Here is an 18,818-nt window from a genome sequence, read left to right as displayed (position 1 = left end):
TTGTAATGAAAGCAGGGATTTTTTGAGCTTCCAAGAACAATATGTCTTCTGGCGCCTAACTAATTATTTCTTGGGTGTTGAAAAATACCGTTTAATCCATCTTCATGAGGAAAAACAAGAACTTTGGTTGGAAAATACAAGCCAGAAAAAAAGACCAGTCATCCGTATCCAGATGAAAGAACTAAGTTGGGCTAATGTAGTGGAACGCGATGTGACACATACTTTACATGTTACTGAAAATCTTCGTAAGCAAATGGGGCGCTTAAAACTGCCCCTTGTGAATATTTATATAGCACCATTTGAACCAATGGGTGATATTTCGCCTTTTTTTGGACAGGCCATTGCATCTCCAAATGAAAAAGTGAAACTAGAAAATATTTTACTAGCGAACGAACAGATGAGAGAGCATCTAGATATACTTATAGAAACTTTAGAATTACCCGAAGAAGCTTTTGTTCTTCCAAATGAAATAACAAAAGAGCTAGTGGCAAAAGAGCGCGAGCAAGTAATCACGTACATTACGACGAAAGTAAATGAAGAACAAAAAGTTGCCAGAAATTCCAAACCAATTGTTACGTATACGTTCATCGGTCTTTTAATTGCAGCGTATTTATGGCTTGCTTTTCAAGGCGGAACAACGAATTCATTTAACTTAATTAAATGGGGCGGGAAGTTCAATCCACTTATTTATGCCGGCGAATGGTGGCGCTTTATTTCGCCAATCTTTCTCCACGGTGGATTAATGCACTTAGCCTCCAATGCGGTTATGTTATACATTGTTGGGGCATGGGCAGAGCGTATTTATGGAAAATCGCGTTATATCCTGATTCTACTGCTAGGTGGAATTTGCGGGAATATAGCCAGTTTTGCGCTAAATATGAATTTATCTGTTGGTGCTAGTACTGCTGTGTTCGCAGTAATGGGTGCGTTACTTTATTTAGTAGTATTAAAACCCAATCTTTATGCAAAAACTATTGGTGTTAGTATCGCATCACTTGTTGCAATCAATTTGCTTATTGATGTGTTTTCTACGCAAATTGATATCGCTGGACACATTGGTGGATTAGTTGGTGGTTTCTTACTCGCAGGAGCGTTATCGCTGCCGAAGCAATTTTTCCATTGGCGCCGACTTGCATATGGCATCTCCTTGTTGGCGGTAGCTATTTTATTTCTGTATTTTGGCTATCAAAAAGGAGAGAAACCATACGATCCAATGCAAGCTAACGTAGCTGTACAACAATATCTACAAGAACAAAATGAAAAAGAAGCAACAAAAATCACTGATACATTAATTGCAAGCGGAAGCGCTGATGGCTATTCCTATACGTATGCTGCATCGATGGCTTTGCAGAATAAGCAAGTAGATAAAGCGGAAGTGCTGGCTAAAGAAGCAATTAGTATGGATAAAGACATCCCAGAGGCTCATTATTATTTATCTGTCTGTTATAGAATAAAAGGCGATATGCCTAATGCAATCAAAGAAGCAAACAGCGCCAGACAATTATCAAGCAATCCATTTTTTGATTCTTATTACGATGAGTTAGAAAAAATCAAAGAATAAGAGGTTTTTAATGTGAAAACAGTTTATGATGTTGCCCAATTACTAAGAAAGCATGGCATTATTGTTTATTTAGGAAAGCGACAATACGACATCGAAATGATGGAATATGAGATTACAGAACTTTTTAAACATAATATTTTAGATAGAGAAGTATTTGCTAGAGCTAGAAGTATATTGAAGGAAGAATTAATCAAAGAACAACGTAAAAATAGTAGTTTAAATTAAATTGATTATAAGGAGAACAGCAGAATGAACAAAAAATTAATTGGTGTAGATTTAGGCGGGACAACAGCAAAATTAGCTATTTTAACAAAAGAAGGCGACATTGAAGAAAAATGGACTATTGATACTGACATTGCAGATAAAGGCGCCCATATCGTAAAAAATATCGGGGACTCTATCAATCAAAAATTAACGGATTTACAACTGGATAATGATACTTTTTATGGTATTGGCATGGGTACACCTGGAACAGTTAATTATGAAACAGGCACAGTTAAAGGTGCATACAACTTGGGCTGGGCAGAAGAACAAAACGTTAGTGAAGATTTAGAAAATATTACTGGCTTAAAAATAGTATTAGATAATGATGCGAATGTTGCTGCACTTGGCGAACGTTGGAAAGGCGCTGGTGAAGGTGGTGCGAATGTTGTTTTCGTAACACTTGGAACAGGCGTTGGCGGCGGAATTTTTGCAGAAGGTAAAATTTTACACGGTGTCCGCGGAGCAGCTGGTGAAATCGGCCACGTAACTGTAGTTCCAGAAAATGGTTACGATTGTACATGTGGTAAAACAGGTTGTCTAGAAACAGTGGCTTCTGCGACTGGTATTGTTCGAGTAGCGAAGGATTTAGCGAAAGAATTCACTGGCAAATCTGCACTTAAAGAGGCTATTGATAAAAACGAAACGATTACTTCTAAATTGATTTTTGAGCTAGGTGCAGAAGATGATGCTCTAGCAAATGAAACAATTGATAAAATCTCTTTCTATTTAGCTTTAGCGCTTAGCCATATTGGAAACATGTTAAACCCTGAGAAAATTATTATCGGCGGGGGGGTTTCAGCGGCAGGCGACCAATTATTAACACCGGTTAAAGATTATTTTGAAACAATGGTTTTCCCGGCAGTGAAGGAATCTACTAAATTATCTATTGCGACAAAAGGGAATGACGCAGGGATAATTGGAGCTGCATGGTTAGCATTACCAAATGAAGATTAATATTCATTTTTATAAGCTACAATAACACTCCATTATTGTAGCTTGTTTTATCAAGATATCTTTCTATAAAGCATTGTTTTAGCTTCCTATGAAAAGGGTAAAATTTTAGCATAGAGAGATTGGAGGCCAGAGATGAAAAAATCAAATGCTTTTTTGCTGATTACCTTATTGATGGGATTGGTTTTTATCTCTTTTGGTTGCTCGGAGGAAAAAGAAACACCAAAAAAGACTACAAAAGAAGTGCAAGGTGTTCAAATTAAAACAAAAGAATTCCAGCGAGTGGTTGGTTGGCTGTCAAAAGATTCTGTTTTGCTGCAAACAAAAAAGTCTGGAATTACCTATTTTGACGAATTGAATATTTATAACAAAAAGAAACGAGCTATCTTTAATACAAAAGAGTCTATTTCTGAAGTCCAAATTAGTCCGGATTATCGAAATGTCTTGCTTTATTCCGCAGAATCAGATAAAAAAGCGACAATGCGAATAATTGCTTTAGATGATGGGTCAACAGTTGCTTCTCGAGCAACAAAGCCCTTAACGACCACGTTCTATTGGAATGACGAATCACCTGAGAAAATAATGTTTGTAACTTATAGTCCGGAATGGGATTTTCAAATAGAGAATTGGGACTATACGCTAGATCAACTAGACAAAATCGATTTAGCATCTCCTTTTATTTCGTGGTATGGCGATAATTTGGTAATCTCGAATAACAAGGATAAGCGAGACGATGAAACAGGCAACCTTTATTTACAAGATATTAGAGATGAAGCAACTAAAAATTTAATTGTAGCTAATATTATGCAATTTGCTGTACACGATAATGTGCTCTTAACGATTGAGAAATCCTCTGATGAAAAATTATTGTACGATTTTAGAACGATTGGATTCCAGAATTTTTATTCTTATAATGCGGCGCGTGAGTATGACGAATTAGGCACATTTGTCCCGTATTTTGACATGAATTTTGATAAGAATACATTTTTGACTTTTGTTCCATATAAAAATGCCAAAATTAGCGGTGGGCCAAAAGAATATAAATTAGTAAAAATTGATCCAACGAATAAAAAAGAATCGACAGTGTTAGATTTAATGGATAACCAACCTATTTTATCGTACGAAACAGGAGATTTAGTTCTCTATGGTTATTTATTTGACAAAGTTATCGATACAAAAACAGGTAAAATGTATAATTTAATTAACACCCCAACTAAATCTTTTTAAAGCAACGAATTCCTGTATTTTAGGGATTCGTTGTTTTTGTTAATGTGTAACCGTTTTGTAAGATGATTTTGCAGTTAAACTCAGATAAATTGCTATTAGTAGCCTGGCAACTAATATCCGCATCGCTATAGTTGATTTCCAGTTGCTGGGAAAGTTTCGCTGTTTCCTTAGCTTCTAGTAATGCTAGGTTTAACTTGGTGGAAGCTAAATAATAATTTTGAATCATCTTTTCGTATTGGATTTGTGTTTTGAAAATAGAGGCACTACCAGTAACGATTAAAATAGTAATGAACGCAATGAAAATTGTAAATGGGAGTGTAAAAGCATTTCTCCTCATGGGATTTGTTTCGCTTCCGGTAATGGGAATACAGAGGTGTATGTCTTTGCCTGAAAATCTTGCACTTTTAGATGTAATTGACGTTCATTTTTCGTCAGTTGGTAGTCTTTTATTTTAGTGAGTAGCGGCTCGTGGCCTCTTCCGTTTACTTGGCGTCGAATCAAATCATTGTATTTGGAGTAGGTGATTAAATCATTCCCATTAGTGAAAGAAAGTGTATTATCATTCACTTGAATATTGCTGGCTTTCTCTAATTCTAATCGAGTTTGAATTAAAAAAAGTTGCCATTCTGTTGTCTGATCAATATTACTAAGTTGAATGGTTTTGTTATAGCATTCAAAAAATAAAGGAATGAGCGAACTAATACTTAAAATAATTGTGATGGATAATATTGTTTCAAGAAGAGTAAACGCCGAGGAGCCATTTCTATAAGATACATTTTTCTGCCGATTTATTTTTAGCACAGATTTGAATACCTCCTTGATAATGAAAACTTTTAATGTAATCTTCCTCATAGTTTATAGGAATGCTTTTGTGACGAAGTAGTTCGCTATGCTCGAAGATTTGCTGATAGAGCTTACTAGTTTCTTTTTGCTGATCCAATTTTTCAAAAATAGTCATAGCGGTAGGCAATAAAAAACTACATACCATGGAAAATAATAGCAATGAAACCATACTTTCAACTAAAGAGAATCCATTAATTTTATTCAATTCTAAAACGCCCCTTTCCAATTTGGAAGATTAATTTGTAATTATTAGCTGAGCTTGCTAAACGAATAGTTGAAAAACGATTAATGGATCCATCTGAACTGGAAAAACGGAAATTTTCTGTTTTAGAATGCGTTAATTTTATTGTGTCTGCAAAAGAAATAGTGTTTAGTAGTTGTGAGTTAGTTGAAGCGGTAAGCTGATTTTTCACTGGATCAAATGAAATAATGGTAACCTGTTTAGTTGTTACAGCATTTATTTGCGCCAAGTAGATGGTAGCTTTGACTTCTTCTAAAAGTTGTTTTTCCGCAAGTGTGGAAAGGGTGTTGGCGATAGGGAAGATGGTTAAAGTGATGAGCATGAAGCTAATAGATAACACGAGTAACATTTCTAGTAAAGTGAAGCCATTCGTTTTCATTTTTTCTCAGAAACGTTTCCAGAACTATCTATTTTAATGCTATTACCATTAGGGCATGACTTTTGATTTGCTTTTAAATAACCACCGCTTACTAAATCGCCAACAGAAGGAATCGCATTTTTATCTAATTGATAGGACTGAACTTGGCCTTGTACCATCGAAATAAACGCTTCGCAGCCTTTGTTATTGATGGACTTGCTTTGTGTTACGATATTTGGAATGGTTAAAAGTAGTAAAACACTTACAACTAATAACACAATTAACATTTCCACTAAGGTAAAGCCGCTTTCATCTCGCCAATCTATTTTTAGTTTAAACATTCAAACTCCTCCTCTAAATTTGGTTTACCATTGAAAACATCGGATATAAAATGGACAGGTAAATAGATACAATTAAAATGCCGATAATGATAAAAACAATCGGTTGAATAAATGAGAATAATTTTTCTGTCTTTTGAAGTGATTTCTGATGACATAAATTATAATAAAATAAGAATTCTTCTGCTAAATTACCATTTTTCTCTCCATGAATTGCAATATAATAAAGCTCTTTTTCAAATATCGGCATTTTTTCAAGGGCTTTTGTCAGTGATAGGCCTTGCTCCAATATTGGGAGAATCCGCTGAGCAATCGCCTGAAAAAATGGGGGAGATTCCTCTTGCGCGAATAGTTGCATAATATGCGTTATCGATAGCCCACTTTTTAGTAGATAACCTAGTTCTCGTGAAAAGTATTGCGAATAATGAATTCTTAAAAATTGTCGAATATATGGAATACGACAATAAAAATAAGCACGCTCGTAGGCATTTTTTTGATTTTGCTTTCTAATAATAAAACTAATAATAAGAAAAAGGCTGAGTAAAAACAGACCTAGTAAAATCGGAACTTTTTCAAGTAAGAAATAAGTGAAATTAGTTCCCAGCGATCCGCTAGTTGAGAGTTGCGAAAATAAAAGTTCGAATTTGGGTAAGAGGAAAATTCGAAGCAAGAAAAATACAACGATAACGGTGGAGAATAAGACTAAAGGATATTGAAAAGTTTTCAGTAACGCACTTTTTTCTTCGGCTCTTCTTTTCATATGGATACCAGTTTCATGAATTGTTTGCGTAAAGTAACCATGATTAGAAGCATAATGAAGTTGTGTACAAATAAATTCAGGAAATCCGCTTTGCGAAAGTGCATAAGAAAAAGAATTGCCAAGCGCGAGAGAACTGATAATTTGTTCATATCTTTTGCTATATTTTGGTGACGTAATACTTAAATAGCTAATAGATGCATCTAACGAGAACCCCTTTCCGAGCAAACTGGCAATTCTAATTAAAAATTCACCATCGTCTTTCCAATTAATGCGTTGAAAAAAAGCCATATGCAACTCCTTTCTGATAAATAGATGCTACAGGTGATTTTGGTTGAATGGGTTGTTTACTCGTGCGAAAATAGTTGGTTATATCTTGTTTAGTCAACACTTCATACAGTGCCGTTCTTTTTCGCTCTAAATGTGTGCAAAGTGGATGGCATTTTGCGCCACAAAAGGTACAATGAAGATGAACTAGTTGCTGAAAGCTGATTGCAAGCAAGCATTGTGCTAATTCTTCCGAGCTAATACCAAATTCAAGCAATCTTAATAAAACACCATAAGCATCTCCAGCGTGAACGGTGCTCAATACTAAATGGCCAGTTAGAGCGGCACGTGTAACTATTTTGGCAGTTTCTGAATCGCGGATTTCTCCGATGATTAGAATGTCAGGATCATGGCGCAACACAGAACGAATGAGCGGTGCATAGGTAATATTTGCTTTTTCGTTGATTTCAATTTGAAGGAAACCAGGCGAATAATGTTCGACGGGGTCTTCAATGGTAATGATTTGCAAGTCGTTCTTATTTTCTATAGAAGAAACTAAACTATACATCGAGCTTGATTTACCACTACCAGTACTGCCTGAAAAGAGAAATAAACCAGTTTGATTTTTACACTGTTGCACAATTTGCTTTACAGACGTAGGGAATACGCTAGATTTTAAAAATGGAATAGGAAACTTATAACGGAAGATCCGAATGACCATACTTTCATGGAAATCTTTGCTTGGCATCGTAGAAAGTCGTAAAGCGATTTTTTCTGAAGCAGTCGTTTTTTCAAAACTGCCAGATTGAGGTCTTCTTTTTTCGCTTATATCCAAAGCTGCTTGGAATTTAAGGAAAGATATTAATTTCCCACCTACATCTAATGGAAGGTATAGAAGGGGAATTAGCGTTCCATTTACTCTAAGACGAAGCAAATAGCGGTTGGGTAATGGATGAATATGGACATCACTTGCATTAACGCGGAGAGCTTGAGCTATAATATGATCTGTCATTTTTTGTGGCATATGAACCTCCTTACAAGTCATATTCTACACAACTCTCAAAAATCCTTTGAACCGTAGAATTTCACAAAAATGAAAATAGGTTTTTGCTAGCTAAAAAGGAGTAAATCTAACCTAAATTTGGACCAAAAAAAGATTTCTAACTATTTAAAGCCTCCAAAAATCTTTTTTTCGAATTCTCCACTTTTCACAATCTATGTGCAATTAGTAACAAACGTATAATAGAGCATAAATTATTCATTAAAGCCCTTACATTCCGAACCAATAGTAAAAATATCAAAATAATTAGCTTTAAAACTAATTATTTGCCGAACAATACAACTCATGATAAGCTATAGAAAAGGCAAATACATAAAAGAATTAGCGGGTGAATGTAAACAGAGAGACTGCGAAAAGCAGCGCCGACGGGGAAAGCATATTTTATGTGAAACTCTCAGGCAAAAGGATGTTTACGGGACGCAACTCTGGAGTCATTTTTTATGTCACGACAGGGCTTATGAATCAAATAAGCCTTTTTGTTATGTGAAAAAGGAGGATATAATAATGACAGAATTACTAAAAACACCAATTCATCCACTTTATGCAAAATATGGTGCGAAAACCATTGATTTTGGTGGATGGGATTTACCAGTGCAATTTGCTGGGATAAAAGCAGAACATGAAGCCGTGCGAACGGATGCAGGGTTATTTGACGTGTCTCATATGGGAGAAATTTTGGTGAAAGGCCCTGACAGTACTTCTTATTTACAGTATTTGTTATCGAATGACATAGAGAAAATCAAAGTAGGTAAAGCGCAATATAATATCATGTGCTATGAAACAGGCGGAACGGTAGACGATTTAGTGGTTTATAAGAAAGCAGAAACGGAATACATACTTGTCGTTAATGCGGCAAACACGGAAAAAGATTTTGAATGGATGGTAAAGAATGTTCGCGGAGATGTGACTGTTACCAACGTATCTTCAGAATTTGGACAACTAGCTCTTCAAGGACCAAATGCGGAAAAAATTCTTTCCAAGTTAACCGATGTTGATTTGAGTGCGATAAGTTTCTTTGGTTTTGTGGAGGATGCGGATGTAGCGGGTGTAAAAACGATCATTTCGAGAAGTGGTTATACCGGGGAAGATGGATTTGAAATTTACATGCAAAGTGCTGATGCTGGCAAAGTTTTTGAAGCAATTTTAGCTGAAGGTGTAGCGCCGATTGGTCTGGGTGCTCGTGATACGCTTCGTCTTGAAGCCGTACTTGCGCTTTATGGACAAGAATTGAGTAAAGATATTACGCCGCTCGAAGCTGGGTTGAATTTTGCTGTGAAATTGAAAAAAGAAGCAGATTTTATTGGTAAAGAAGCACTTATCGACCAAAAAGAAGCAGGATTAGCAAGGAAATTGGTTGGTATTGAATTAATCGAGCGAGGCATACCACGTCACGATTATCCAGTATTTTTAAATGAGCAAGAGATTGGTGTCGTTACTTCAGGTACGCAATCACCCACGCTTGGAACGAATATTGGTTTAGCTTTAATTGATACGGCATATACAGAATTAGATCAAGAATTAGAAGTAGGGATACGAAATAAAAAAATAAAAGCAAAAGTAGTCCCAATACCATTTTATAAACGCGCAAAGTAAAAAGGAGGAAATAATATGGCAAAACATCGTTATTTACCAATGACGGAACAAGATGAAAAGGAAATGCTTGATGTGATAGGGGTTAAGTCGATTGATGACTTATTTCAAGATATTCCAGAAAAAATTAGATTTAAGCGGGATTATGATTTAAAACCAGCGAAATCAGAACCAGCTCTTTTACGAGAATTGTCTAAACTTGCTTCTAAAAATGCCAATACAACAGAATATGCGTCCTTTTTAGGAGCGGGTGTGTATAGTCACTATATTCCGACTGTGGTAGATCATGTCATTTCACGTTCGGAATTTTATACAGCTTATACGCCTTATCAGCCGGAAATTTCGCAAGGGGAATTACAAGCGATTTTTGAATTCCAAACGATGATTGCGGAATTAACGGGGATGGATTTAGCGAATTCTTCGATGTATGACGGCGGGACAGCACTTGCGGAAGCGGCGATGCTAGCAAGTGGGCATACCAAACGCAAAAAAATTCTTATTTCAGGTGCCGTTCATCCAGAAAGTACGAATGTGTTAAAAACCTATGCAACTGGCCAACATATTGAAGTGGAAGTTATCCCAGAAGTGGATGGCAAAACGGATATCGAAGCTTTGAAAAAAGCTCTTTCGGATGATATCGCAGGTTTTGTTGTGCAATATCCGAACTTTTATGGTCAAGTAGAACCTTTAGCAGAATTAGAAAAATTAGTTCATGAAAATGATTCTTTACTACTCGTTTCTAGTAATCCGCTATCTCTTGGTTTACTCACGCCGCCGGGAGAATTTGGCGCGGATATCGTTGTTGGCGATTCACAAGTATTTGGTATTCCAGAATCATTTGGCGGACCGCACTGTGGTTTCTTTGCTGTAACAACTAAATTAATGCGTAAAGTTCCAGGGCGTTTAGTTGGGGAAACGGTAGATGAAAACGGGAAGCGTGGTTACGTACTAACACTGCAAGCGCGCGAACAACATATTCGCCGCGACAAAGCGACTTCTAATATCTGTTCCAACCAAGCCTTAAATGCGCTAGCTTCTTCTGTTGCTATGGCGACACTCGGAAAAACAGGTCTAGTAGAAATGGCGAAACAAAATCTAGATAAATCTCATTACGCGAAACAAAAATTCCGTGACCATGGTTTTGAAGTGCTGTTTTCTGACGGATTTTTCAATGAGTTTGTTGTGAAACTTTCCAAATCAATCAAAGAAGTGAATGAATCGCTTTTAGATGAAGGAATTATTGGCGGGTATGATCTTGGATTTTATGATGCTAAATACGACCAACATATGCTTATAGCAGTAACAGAAATGCGTACAAAAGAGGAAATTGATGCCTTTGTGGCGAGCTTGGAGGGTGTAAAATGAATTTAGAAGAAACAATGCCGTTAGTATTTGAACGCTCGATTCCGGGAAGAATTGGTTTTAGTTTGCCAGAAAGTGATGTTCCCGAAACAAACGCCTCCGATTATTTTGATCAAGCCTATATTCGTTCCACTCCAGCAGATTTGCCTGAATTGAGCGAACTGGAAATTATGCGTCATTATACGAATTTATCCAACCATAATTTCGGAGTAGACTCTGGTTTTTATCCGCTTGGTTCTTGTACGATGAAATATAATCCGAAAATCAATGAAAAAGTAGCGCGATTCCCCGGATTTGCCAATATTCATCCGAACCAACCAGAAAGCTCTGTTCAAGGCGCACTGGAGTTGCTATATGATTTACAAACAAGCTTAGTTGAAATTACAGGCATGGATGAAGTAACCTTGCAACCAGCCGCTGGAGCACACGGCGAATGGACTGGCTTAATGCTCATTCGTGCTTTCCATGAAAAAAATGGCGATACAAAACGAACCAAAGTAATCATCCCGGACTCAGCGCACGGAACAAACCCAGCGTCCGCAGCAGTTGCCGGATTTGATGTTGTCACGGTTAAATCCAATGAAAAGGGACTTGTCGATGTTGCTGATTTGAAAAAAGTAGTAGGCGAGGATACTGCCGCGCTAATGTTAACAAATCCAAATACACTAGGTCTTTTCGAAAAAGATATTGTTGAAATGGCAGAAATTGTCCATGCGGCAGGTGGTAAATTGTATTACGATGGCGCTAACTTAAATGCAATCATGGCTAAGGTTAGACCTGGAGACATGGGCTTTGACGTTGTACATTTAAATTTACACAAAACATTCACTGGTCCTCATGGCGGCGGTGGTCCGGGTTCTGGCCCAATCGGCGTAAAAAAAGAATTAATTCCATTTTTACCAACACCAGTTCTTACGAAAAAAGAAGAAGTGTACACATTTGATTACAATTATCCTGATTCTATCGGTCGTGTGAAACCTTATTATGGTAACTTCGGCATCAATGTTCGCGCATATACGTACATTCGCACAATGGGGCCAGATGGCTTGAAATTAGTAACAGAGTATGCCGTTTTAAATGCCAACTATATGATGCGCAAACTGCAAGAAGCGTATGATTTACCATTTGAGCAAGTTTGCAAACACGAATTTGTTTTAAGCGGTAATAGACAGAAGAAACTTGGCGTCCGCACCGTTGATATCGCGAAACGTTTGTTAGACCATAATTTCCACCCGCCGACAGTTTATTTCCCATTAATCGTTGGCGAAGCAATCATGATTGAACCAACCGAAACAGAATCGAAAGAAACGCTAGATTCATTTATAGATACGATGCTAAAAATTGCTAAAGAAGCAGAAGAAAACCCTGAGATCGTTCAAGAAGCGCCGCATAGCACGTATGTGAAACGCTTAGATGAGACAAGGGCTGCGAGAAAACCAATTTTACGTTATCAAAAAGAAGTTTAAAAAAAGCCTTGCTGTGAAATATCACGGCAAGGCTTTTTCTTATTTAGATTTAGTTTTTCCTGTCCATCTACGGTAACCGCCTTTAAGCTGATACACTTGTTTGTAGCCGCGTTTATAAAGCATAATTGCTGCGCGGTTACTACGTTGTGCAGTTTGGCAGTACAAGTAAACTGGTAAATCTTGACGAATTTCTGTTGTACGGTTTTTCATTTGTGTAACTGGAATATTTCTAGCTCCAAGAATATGTCCAGCATCGAATTCATTTGGCTCGCGAACATCAATTAACTGTGCTTTACGATAACCTTTTTTAAATTCTTCTTCTGTTAAAACTTTTAGTGCTTTGCGTCGCATTACAAACTGGTAAATTTCGTATCCTAAAAGAATAACCAGAATGATAATTGCTATAATCCAACTAATCAATTGTGTAAACCCCTTTCATCCTGAAAACTGCTTTTTCTAAAGCATCCTTTTCTATTATAACTTATTTTTTGCCACCATCAATCACTTTGAAAGAAGATTTTCGTTTTTTCTTTGTTTTTTTCTTCGGATCATGTAAGTTTTTGGATTGTTTCACCGCTTTTTGATAATTGCTATCTGTTTTTCTATTAGCAAAAAGTCGTAGCAGTAGGGTGAAAATCAGTGTTCCGACTAAAACGGAAATAATCAATACGAGAAATGATTTAAAACCACCCATCAAAAGTCCGATACCAACGAGCGCAAGTAAAACGATAACAATAAGAGGATATTTCTTCAAATCAATTCACTCCTATTCTAAAAGTTCCAGATTCTCCGGTTCAGTTGCATTTACTGGTGCACCTTCTTTTTCAACGCGTAAAAGTTCATTAAATGATGCGATGGCAACTTCTACTTGATCATCAGATGGCTCTTTGGTTGTAAGAAGTTGTAGCCATAACCCTGGAACACCTAAATATTTAAGCACAGGAATATTACGACATTTATTCGTTAATTGTAACACTTCGAACGCTACGCCAAGCACGACAGGAATAAGTAAAATCCGGTCGACAACGCGAAGCCAAAGCGGATCTGTCGGTACGAGTAAATAAATAAACATACCAACAATAACCGTAAATAAAATAAAACTACTACCACAACGATAATGCAATCGCGATTGTTTTTGTACATTTTCAACTGTTAACGGTAAATTTTCTTCATAACAATTGATTACTTTATGCTCAGAACCGTGATATTGAAAAACTCGCTTAATAATTGGAGTCTGAGAAACAGCGAAAATATAAGTTAATAGAAGAATTAATTTGAAAAAGCTTTCTAAAAATACTTGTGCTGTATCCCCAGGAACGATTGGACGGAATAACTCTGCTAAGAACACAGGGATGAGCGTCATCACAAATTTAGCAAAAACGAACGATAAGATACCAATGACCGCAACGCCTAACCACATCGCGACTTTTGATTCTTTCTTTTCAATTTTTTCTTCTTCTACGGGATTGTTTGGATCTTCATCATATCGGTCTGTCGCAAAAGCGAGATGTTTGGAACCGATGGCGCTAGATTCAATTAATGCAACAATACCTCTTAAAAAAGGAATTTTTTTCATTCGCATAACCCAAACTGGACTATGTTTTTCTAAATAAAAATATTCTAATGAACCATCTATACGTCTAACTGCTGTTACTGTCTGTTTTCTGCCGCCAAACATGACGCCTTCTACTACAGCTTGTCCACCATAAGATGGTACGTTTTGTTTGCTCAAAGTTTTCACCAGCCTATTCATGTTTACTAATATGTTATTTTACGCTAAAAACAGTTTTTCGTATAGCGCAAAACGTCTAAAAAAAGTTATTTTTTCTAAATTGTGATAAAATAGTTTCGAACGCGTCTAATAATGCGATTTTTGCGCGCCGAAAATTTTAAAAAAGTGGGGGAATAGAAATGTCTAATTTAACTAAAATTCAAGAAACACTAGGCAAGGAAAAGATAGAAGCGGCTCTTGTCACAAGTGAATTTAATAGAAGGTATGTATCAGGTTTCACTGGAACGAGCGGTGTAGCACTTATTTTACCGGAAAAAGCTTATTTTGTAACAGATTTCAGATATACAGAACAAGCAGCGAAACAAGCAGAAGGATATGAAATTGTTCAACACGCGGGTCCGATTTTTGATACGGTAGAAGAGTTATTAATTAAACACGATACAAAAACACTTCATTTTGAAGCAGATTATGTGACTGTATCTGAATTCAAACAAATGGAGCGTGTATTTAACCGCCAACTGATTCCGCTAACTGGCTTCTTTGAAGAAATGCGTAAAGTAAAAACGGCGAGTGAACTTAAAGCAATTCGCACAGCTTGTGATATTGCTGATGCTGCTTTTGCGCACATCATTAAATTCATCAAACCAGGCATGGCAGAAATCGAAGTATCGAATGAGTTAGAATTCTTCATGAGACGTGCCGGAGCTACTTCCTCTTCTTTTGATACAATCGTTGCCTCAGGTGTTCGTTCTGCGTTACCTCATGGTGTTGCATCAGATAAAAAAATTGAAGTTGGCGATTTTGTCACAATGGATTATGGTTGTTACTATGATGGTTATTGCTCAGACATGACTAGAACTATCGCGATTGGTGAACCTGCTGAAAAACTAAAAGAAATCTATCAAATCACTTTAGATGCACAATTAAAAGTAATTGATAGCTTAAAACCAGGTATGACTGGAATTGAAGCTGATGCGATTGCACGTGATTATATCGCTTCTTTCGGATACGGCGATGCGTTTGGCCACTCATTAGGTCATGGTATTGGACTAGAAATTCACGAAGGACCAAACTTATCATTCAAAAGCCCGCAAAAATTAGAAGTTGGCCACGTAGTTACGGATGAACCAGGTATTTATTTACCAGGAATCGGCGGCGTTAGAATTGAAGACGATCTATTAATCACAGAAACAGGTAATGAGATTCTTACCCATTCATCAAAAGAATTAATTATTTTATAAAATTCCTTTGTAACTTTGCTTATTTTATGGTTAAATAAGGAAGAATGAGCGTATTTTTAAGCTCCCAAATAAAAGATATTTTTCAAATTACAGGAGGATAAACATGATTTCAGTAAATGATTTTCGGACAGGTTTAACGATAGAAGTAGACAACGGTATTTGGCGCGTGCTAGATTTCCAACATGTAAAACCAGGTAAAGGCGCAGCATTCGTGCGTTCCAAACTACGTAATCTTCGTACTGGGGCAATCCAAGAAAAAACATTCCGTGGCGGCGAAAAAGTAGCAAAAGCACAAATCGATAACCGCAAAATGGCTTACTTATATGCTGATGGAACGAATCATGTTTTCATGGATAACGAATCTTATGAACAAATTGAACTTCCAGAAACACAAATTGCACACGAACTTAAATTCCTAAAAGAAAATATGGAAATTAATATCGTTATGTACCAAGGCGAAACAATCGGAATCGACTTACCTAACACAGTAGAATTAGTTGTTGCGGCAACTGATCCTGGAATTAAAGGTGATACATCTTCAGGTGGTTCTAAACCAGCTACACTTGAAACAGGACTTGTTGTACAAGTACCATTTTTCGTTAATGAAGGTGACAAACTAGTTATCAATACAACCGAAGCATCGTATGTTTCTCGGGCGTAAGAAAGAATCATTTACTACAGCTGGAGTTAATTCTTCAGCTGTTTTTCTATTTATGAGCGCTTCTGGTACACCTTTTGAATAAAAAGTATGGTACAATAAGGACAATGCGTGATTAATGCAATTTTTTATTTTTAGTATTATTAAGGAGTGTAAATGGTATGTTATCAATAGATGAAATTAAACAGCTAATTGAGCTGATTGACGAATCAACCCTAGATGAATTTGAGTTAGAAACGAAAGATAGTAAGATTTTGCTTAAAAAGAATAAAACAGTTGTTACCCAAGCTGTTCAAGAAGCGGCAGTTATTGCCCAAGCACCAATTCAAGCAGCAGTGGCTCCTGTTCAAGCAGCAGCTCCTCAAGCAGAAGCTAGTGCAGCAGAAGATGCGAATCTAGAAGTAATTACATCTCCAATGGTTGGGACTTTTTATGCGTCTGCTTCACCAGAAGATGCTAATTTTGTTAGCGTTGGGTCTAAAGTATCCGCACAATCTGTTGTATGTATTGTAGAAGCAATGAAATTATTCAATGAAATTACTGCTGATATCGACGGAGAAATTGCAGAAGTGCTTGTTTCAAGTGGCGAATTAGTCGAATTTGGACAACCACTTTTCAAAGTTAGAAAAAAATAAGGGGTCGAAAAACATGATTAAAAAAGTACTGGTAGCGAACCGTGGAGAAATCGCTGTCCGTATCATTCGCGCTGCAAAAGAACTTGGAGTGGAGACAGTGGCGATTTATTCGGAAGCAGATAGAGAAGCGCTACATATTCAGCTAGCGGATGAAGCTTATTGTGTAGGTCCTGCGGCAACAAAAGATAGTTATTTAAATATGTCAAACATTATTAGCCTTGCTGTTTTAACAAACTGTGACGCTATTCATCCTGGCTATGGTTTCTTAGCCGAAAATGCAGATTTCGCCGAACTGTGCGAAGACTGCAATATTACTTTTATCGGACCAAGTGCTGCCGCTATTTCGCAAATGGGTACAAAAGACGTTGCCCGCGAAACAATGCGCAAAGCAGGCGTTCCAATCGTTCCTGGTTCACAAGGGATTGTTGCGGATGTGGAAGACGGTAAAAAAATCGCCAAGAAAATCGGTTATCCGGTAATCATTAAAGCAACAGCTGGCGGTGGCGGTAAAGGTATTCGTGTAGCTGAAAATGAAGAGAAATTAGTCTCTGGTATTCATACGACGCAACAAGAAGCCGAAGCAGCATTTGGTGATCCAGGTGTTTACCTTGAAAAATATATTCAAGATTTCCGCCATGTCGAAATTCAAGTGCTTGCCGATAACCATGGTAATGTTATCCATCTAGGGGAACGTGATTGTAGTATTCAACGTCGCTTACAAAAGCTAATTGAAGAATCACCATCACCTGCCATTGATGAAAAAACACGCCAAAAAATGGGTAAAGCAGCCGTTAAAGCTGCCAAAGCCGTGAATTATTCTGGTGCAGGAACAATCGAATTTATTTACGATCATCACGAAAATAACTTCTACTTTATGGAAATGAATACTCGTATCCAAGTAGAGCATCCTGTAACTGAGCTTGTAACTGGAATTGATTTAGTTAAACAACAATTTTTAGTTGCTTCAGGCGAAGAGCTTGAAATTAAGCAAGCAGATGTGAAATTAACAGGTTGGGCAATGGAATGTCGGATTAACGCTGAAAATCCGGAGAAAAACTTTATGCCAGCTCCAGGAGAAATTAAATTTTATCTTCCTCCAGGTGGCTTAGGTGTCCGAATTGATTCCGCAGCTTATCCAAACTACAAAATCCCGCCATATTATGATTCGATGATTGCTAAAGTAATTTGTTACGCAGAAACACGTGAAGAAGTTATTCAAAAAATGAAACGTGCATTGTCGGAATTTGCTATTGATGGTATTCCTTCGACAATTCCATTCCATTTACGCGTGTTAGATAATGATGTATTTTTATCAGGCGATTTCAATACAAAATTCTTGGAGCAAAACGATGTAATGAATCTTTCTAAGGAGGGCTAAATAATGGCTTATACAAAAGATTTGCGAAAACAAAATGATGCACCGCTTGGCAAAATTGAGATTGCACCAGAAGTAATCGGCGTAATCGCTGGACTGGCTGCAAGTGAAATTGAAAACGTTGCTTATATGCAAGGTGGCTTCGCGACAGAAATGCGCGAAAAATTCAGTGGTGCTGTAAACTACCGTAAAGGCGTAAAAGTAGAACTAACCGAAGAAGGAATTCTAATCGAACTTTATTGTTCAGTCTTATTTGGCGCAACAATTCCACTTGTTGCTCAAAATATTCAAGATGCTGTCAGAGATACCATTTTTAATATGACTGGTTTAAATGTACTCGAAATCAACGTTCACATCGTTGGAGTACAATTTGAAAAAACAGAAACACTTTCCTTCGATGATTTTGAGCTATAAAATTCAAGGAACAAAAGGAGCAGCTTTAACATGAAAAGAAGAGAGGCGCGCGAGAAAGCACTTCAAGCACTATTCCAAATAGAGCTAAACGAAATGTCGCTAGATCAAGCAATTAAAAACATCATGGAAGACGAACAAGACGACTATATGGAAAAATTAGTCGAAGGTGTTATGGCTAATAAAGCAGAAATTGATGCTATCATTGAGCCTAACTTAGACAATTGGCGTATGGATCGTTTGAGTAAAGTCGATTTATCTTTACTTCGCGTGAGTGTTTATGAAATTAAGTACTTGGATGATGTGCCAAATAGAGTTAGTTTGAATGAGTCCATCGAAATTGCAAAAATTTACAGTGATGAAAAATCAAGTAAATTTATTAATGGCGTACTTGCTAATATTGCACCTGAAGATAAATAAGCTTGACTGAGTGCAAGGGGATTCTCTTGCACTCCCTTATTTCGTGATTTTTTAAGGATAA

Annotated in this window: 23 protein-coding genes and 1 riboswitch; of the genes, 13 read left to right on the top strand and 10 right to left on the bottom strand. The window is 37.0% G+C overall.

Annotated elements, in window-relative coordinates; genetic code table 11:
- The first annotated feature begins 22 nt into the window (after window positions 1-22).
- The 4 genes from HCJ55_RS07200 to HCJ55_RS07185 all read left to right on the top strand — a co-directional run bounded on the left by HCJ55_RS07200 (window position 23) and on the right by HCJ55_RS07185 (window position 4,003).
- Window positions 23-1,561, top strand: coding sequence for a rhomboid family protein (locus HCJ55_RS07200; protein WP_185517593.1), 1,539 nt, complete (start codon window positions 23-25; stop codon window positions 1,559-1,561).
- 12 nt (window positions 1,562-1,573) lie between these two features.
- Window positions 1,574-1,786 (top strand): YqgQ family protein, encoded by a 213-nt coding sequence (locus tag HCJ55_RS07195; protein WP_008947715.1) that lies wholly within the window; start codon window positions 1,574-1,576, stop codon window positions 1,784-1,786.
- 24 nt (window positions 1,787-1,810) lie between these two features.
- The gene (locus HCJ55_RS07190; protein WP_185502173.1) at window positions 1,811-2,779 is read left to right on the top strand and encodes an ROK family glucokinase; all 969 of its coding nucleotides are present in this window, start codon (window positions 1,811-1,813) and stop codon (window positions 2,777-2,779) included.
- Window positions 2,780-2,911: 132 nt separating this feature from the next.
- Entirely contained in the window at window positions 2,912-4,003 is a 1,092-nt protein-coding gene (locus HCJ55_RS07185; RefSeq protein WP_185517591.1) for a YqgU-like beta propeller domain-containing protein, read from the top strand.
- Between the two features lie 19 nt (window positions 4,004-4,022).
- Here HCJ55_RS07185 and HCJ55_RS07180 read toward each other — a convergent pair whose 3' ends face one another.
- From HCJ55_RS07180 to comGA, 7 genes are read right to left on the bottom strand one after another with little or no spacing between them, the layout of a single operon-like run.
- Window positions 4,023-4,340 carry a hypothetical protein gene (locus tag HCJ55_RS07180; protein WP_008947719.1) on the bottom strand — a complete coding sequence of 106 codons (318 nt, stop codon included), beginning with the start codon at window positions 4,338-4,340 and terminating at the stop codon, window positions 4,023-4,025.
- Window positions 4,337-4,855, bottom strand: a complete 519-nt coding sequence (comGF, locus tag HCJ55_RS07175) for a competence type IV pilus minor pilin ComGF (protein WP_221643846.1) — start codon at window positions 4,853-4,855, stop codon at window positions 4,337-4,339. Before comGF ends, HCJ55_RS07180 begins: the two co-directional genes overlap by 4 nt.
- Window positions 4,767-5,051: a competence type IV pilus minor pilin ComGE gene (comGE, locus tag HCJ55_RS07170; protein WP_185502176.1), complete on the bottom strand. Its 285-nt coding sequence runs from the start codon at window positions 5,049-5,051 to the stop codon at window positions 4,767-4,769. Before comGE ends, comGF begins: the two co-directional genes overlap by 89 nt.
- Window positions 5,044-5,466: a competence type IV pilus minor pilin ComGD gene (comGD, locus tag HCJ55_RS07165; protein ID WP_185517589.1), complete on the bottom strand. Its 423-nt coding sequence runs from the start codon at window positions 5,464-5,466 to the stop codon at window positions 5,044-5,046. The genes comGE and comGD overlap by 8 nt, the downstream gene beginning before the upstream one ends.
- Window positions 5,463-5,786, bottom strand: a complete 324-nt coding sequence (gene comGC, locus HCJ55_RS07160) for a competence type IV pilus major pilin ComGC (protein WP_185502178.1) — start codon at window positions 5,784-5,786, stop codon at window positions 5,463-5,465. Before comGC ends, comGD begins: the two co-directional genes overlap by 4 nt.
- Before the next feature lie 13 nt (window positions 5,787-5,799).
- On the bottom strand, window positions 5,800-6,831 hold the full coding sequence (comGB, locus tag HCJ55_RS07155; protein ID WP_185506803.1) for a competence type IV pilus assembly protein ComGB: 1,032 nt from the start codon (window positions 6,829-6,831) through the stop codon (window positions 5,800-5,802).
- Window positions 6,809-7,831, bottom strand: a complete 1,023-nt coding sequence (gene comGA / locus HCJ55_RS07150; protein WP_185517587.1) for a competence type IV pilus ATPase ComGA — start codon at window positions 7,829-7,831, stop codon at window positions 6,809-6,811. The genes comGB and comGA overlap by 23 nt, the downstream gene beginning before the upstream one ends.
- A gap of 364 nt (window positions 7,832-8,195) precedes the next feature.
- A riboswitch (glycine riboswitch) is annotated at window positions 8,196-8,287 on the top strand.
- Between the two features lie 84 nt (window positions 8,288-8,371).
- On the opposite strand from comGA, the gene gcvT reads away from it, so the two are divergent.
- The 3 genes from gcvT to gcvPB are packed head-to-tail and all read left to right on the top strand — an operon-like array spanning window position 8,372 to window position 12,285.
- On the top strand, window positions 8,372-9,460 hold the full coding sequence (gene gcvT / locus HCJ55_RS07145; RefSeq protein ID WP_008947726.1) for a glycine cleavage system aminomethyltransferase GcvT: 1,089 nt from the start codon (window positions 8,372-8,374) through the stop codon (window positions 9,458-9,460).
- Between the two features lie 15 nt (window positions 9,461-9,475).
- On the top strand, window positions 9,476-10,822 hold the full coding sequence (gene gcvPA / locus HCJ55_RS07140) for an aminomethyl-transferring glycine dehydrogenase subunit GcvPA (RefSeq protein WP_185503587.1): 1,347 nt from the start codon (window positions 9,476-9,478) through the stop codon (window positions 10,820-10,822).
- Window positions 10,819-12,285, top strand: coding sequence for an aminomethyl-transferring glycine dehydrogenase subunit GcvPB (gene gcvPB / locus HCJ55_RS07135; protein WP_185517585.1), 1,467 nt, complete (start codon window positions 10,819-10,821; stop codon window positions 12,283-12,285). The genes gcvPA and gcvPB overlap by 4 nt, the downstream gene beginning before the upstream one ends.
- A 39-nt stretch (window positions 12,286-12,324) precedes the next feature.
- Here the strand turns inward: gcvPB and HCJ55_RS07130 are convergent, their stop codons facing one another.
- From HCJ55_RS07130 to HCJ55_RS07120, 3 genes are all read right to left on the bottom strand, one after another.
- Window positions 12,325-12,705, bottom strand: coding sequence for a rhodanese-like domain-containing protein (locus tag HCJ55_RS07130; protein ID WP_008947730.1), 381 nt, complete (start codon window positions 12,703-12,705; stop codon window positions 12,325-12,327).
- A 61-nt stretch (window positions 12,706-12,766) separates the two neighbouring features.
- The gene (locus tag HCJ55_RS07125) at window positions 12,767-13,039 is read right to left on the bottom strand and encodes an AC76 family protein (RefSeq protein WP_185502184.1); all 273 of its coding nucleotides are present in this window, start codon (window positions 13,037-13,039) and stop codon (window positions 12,767-12,769) included.
- Between the two features lie 12 nt (window positions 13,040-13,051).
- Window positions 13,052-14,017 (bottom strand): DUF1385 domain-containing protein, encoded by a 966-nt coding sequence (locus HCJ55_RS07120; protein WP_185502185.1) that lies wholly within the window; start codon window positions 14,015-14,017, stop codon window positions 13,052-13,054.
- Window positions 14,018-14,196: 179 nt separating this feature from the next.
- Here HCJ55_RS07120 and HCJ55_RS07115 point away from each other — a divergent pair, with 179 nt between their 5' ends.
- The 6 genes from HCJ55_RS07115 to nusB all read left to right on the top strand — a co-directional run bounded on the left by HCJ55_RS07115 (window position 14,197) and on the right by nusB (window position 18,757).
- Window positions 14,197-15,258, top strand: coding sequence for a M24 family metallopeptidase (locus tag HCJ55_RS07115; RefSeq protein ID WP_185503585.1), 1,062 nt, complete (start codon window positions 14,197-14,199; stop codon window positions 15,256-15,258).
- 103 nt (window positions 15,259-15,361) lie between these two features.
- Window positions 15,362-15,919 (top strand): elongation factor P, encoded by a 558-nt coding sequence (gene efp, locus HCJ55_RS07110; protein ID WP_008947734.1) that lies wholly within the window; start codon window positions 15,362-15,364, stop codon window positions 15,917-15,919.
- Between the two features lie 158 nt (window positions 15,920-16,077).
- Complete coding sequence (gene accB, locus HCJ55_RS07105) at window positions 16,078-16,551, top strand: acetyl-CoA carboxylase biotin carboxyl carrier protein (RefSeq protein ID WP_185502187.1); 474 nt, start codon at window positions 16,078-16,080, stop codon at window positions 16,549-16,551.
- A 13-nt stretch (window positions 16,552-16,564) separates the two neighbouring features.
- Window positions 16,565-17,929, top strand: coding sequence for an acetyl-CoA carboxylase biotin carboxylase subunit (gene accC / locus HCJ55_RS07100; RefSeq protein WP_008947736.1), 1,365 nt, complete (start codon window positions 16,565-16,567; stop codon window positions 17,927-17,929).
- Between the two features lie 3 nt (window positions 17,930-17,932).
- Window positions 17,933-18,340, top strand: coding sequence for an Asp23/Gls24 family envelope stress response protein (locus HCJ55_RS07095; RefSeq protein ID WP_003722485.1), 408 nt, complete (start codon window positions 17,933-17,935; stop codon window positions 18,338-18,340).
- A gap of 30 nt (window positions 18,341-18,370) precedes the next feature.
- Window positions 18,371-18,757, top strand: coding sequence for a transcription antitermination factor NusB (gene nusB, locus HCJ55_RS07090; RefSeq protein WP_008947737.1), 387 nt, complete (start codon window positions 18,371-18,373; stop codon window positions 18,755-18,757).
- Window positions 18,758-18,818 lie beyond the last annotated feature (61 nt).

This window comes from Listeria marthii, from assembly GCF_014227425.1.
GTDB classification, from domain to species: Bacteria; Bacillota; Bacilli; order Lactobacillales; family Listeriaceae; genus Listeria; species Listeria marthii.
The sequence above is the reverse complement of the archived record's forward strand: the minus strand, read 5'-3'. Positions and strand labels throughout refer to the sequence as shown.